The following is a 1603-nucleotide window of genomic DNA, read 5'->3' as shown; positions in this document are numbered from 1 at the left end:
GGGTGACTGACTCGAAAATCGCTGAGTGAGTGGGCAGGCGGTAGCGCCCGGCGTAGCGAAGCGGAGCCGGGCTGTGGTGTTGGTGGTGTCAGGCTGCGGTGGGTAGGTCGGGCTCGGGGTGGAGGGTGACCTTCTGGCCCGTGAGGTGCTCGAGTTGGCGGACGAGGTCGCGTTGCCGGCGGTGCTTGTTGAGCCTTGACTCGTGATAGCCCGGGCCGAGGTCGTGGTAGCGGGTGTCGGGATCGGACAGGACGTGCCAGATGATCGTGAGCACCGAGTTGCCGACCGCGACGATGGCGCGTTTCTTGCCTCGTCGTCGGGCGAGGCGGCGGTAGCGCTCGCTGAGGAAGGTGTCGGTGCGGGCCAGGCCGGCGACGACCTCGCCGAGGGTGCCGGCCAGCCACGGGTTGCCTTTGCCGCTGGAGGCGGTTTTCGCTCGGCCGGCTGACTGCCTGTCTATGGGAGCGAACTTTGCCCATGACACCAGGTGCGCGGCAGTGGGGAACACGGTCATGGTCACGCCGATCTCGGCGATGAGTTCCTGCGCGCTGCGGCGCCCAACGCCGGGGATCTCATCGAGCTTGTCCACCGCGGCAGCGAACGGGGCGATGAGTTCGTCGATGCGGGCGTCCAGGGCGGTGATGTCGGCGGTGAGAGTGTCAATGCGGCGCAGCATGGCGGCGCAGATGAAGGCGTGGTGGTCATCGAAGTGGCCGGTCAACGCTTGGCGTAGCTGCGGAAGCTTGGCGCGCATGCGGCCATGGGCCAGGTCGGCGAGCAGTCGGGGGTCACGTTGGCCGGCGATCATTGCCTCCAGCATCTTGCGGCCGGACACGCCATGCAGGTCGCTGATGACCGAGTCGAGTTTGATCTGAGCGTCTTCCAGCACCTTCTCCAGCCGCTGCTTCTCCCGCGTCTGCTCGCGTACCAGGCTGCGTCGATAGCGGGTGACATCACGTAGCTGCCGAAGAGCTTTGGGCTGCACCAGGCTGGGCCGGCACATGCCCCGTTCGACGACCTTGGCGAGCCACACCGCGTCGAGCTTGTCCGTCTTCGGCCGGCCGGGAACGTTCTTGACGTGCCGGGCGTTCAGCAGCCAGCACTCGAAGCCTTCGGCCTCCAGCAGGTAGAAGACCGGTTTCCAGTAGCCGGAGGTGGCCTCCATCGCCACCAGCTGAACCTGCTGGCAGCGCAGCCAGTCCGCCAAGCCCAGCAACGCCGGAGTCACCGTGGCGTACTCGCGGACCTCTTGCACCCGACGTCCCGGGTTGGTCTCGTGCGGGGCCCGCACACACGCGACCAGCCCCGCCTTGCCGATATCGATCGCGCACACCCGCATGTACTGCGCTACCGGCTCTTCACTGATCTCGTTCATCACACCGCCTCACCTCGGGTTGCGAAGGCGGCTGCCCGCGGGAGCGGCACAGGGGAAGGGCAGAGACGGACTCGCGTGCTCGAAGCAACAATGCAGGGCCCCTAAAATCACGCTCCCAGCGTCAGGCTAACTGACGGCCTCATAGGCCAATGTCACTCGACGTCGGCGGGCAGCCACCCCGATTTTCACGCCCAGCACGGGCGTCACCAAGGGGACATCGGAGGCTAA

The 1603-nt window shown here is 66.6% G+C and carries 1 protein-coding gene; it reads right to left on the bottom strand.

The genetic code is table 11. The features are described from left to right. Window positions 1-88: 88 nt before the first annotated feature. Window positions 89-1375: an IS110 family RNA-guided transposase gene (locus NCC78_RS31625; RefSeq protein ID WP_250799110.1), complete on the bottom strand. Its 1287-nt coding sequence runs from the start codon at window positions 1373-1375 to the stop codon at window positions 89-91. Window positions 1376-1603 lie beyond the last annotated feature (228 nt).

Origin of the sequence: Micromonospora phytophila (genome assembly GCF_023656545.1) — a bacterium.
GTDB classification, from domain to species: domain Bacteria; phylum Actinomycetota; class Actinomycetes; order Mycobacteriales; family Micromonosporaceae; genus Micromonospora; species Micromonospora phytophila.
The sequence above is the reverse complement of the archived record's forward strand: the minus strand, read 5'-3'. Positions and strand labels throughout refer to the sequence as shown.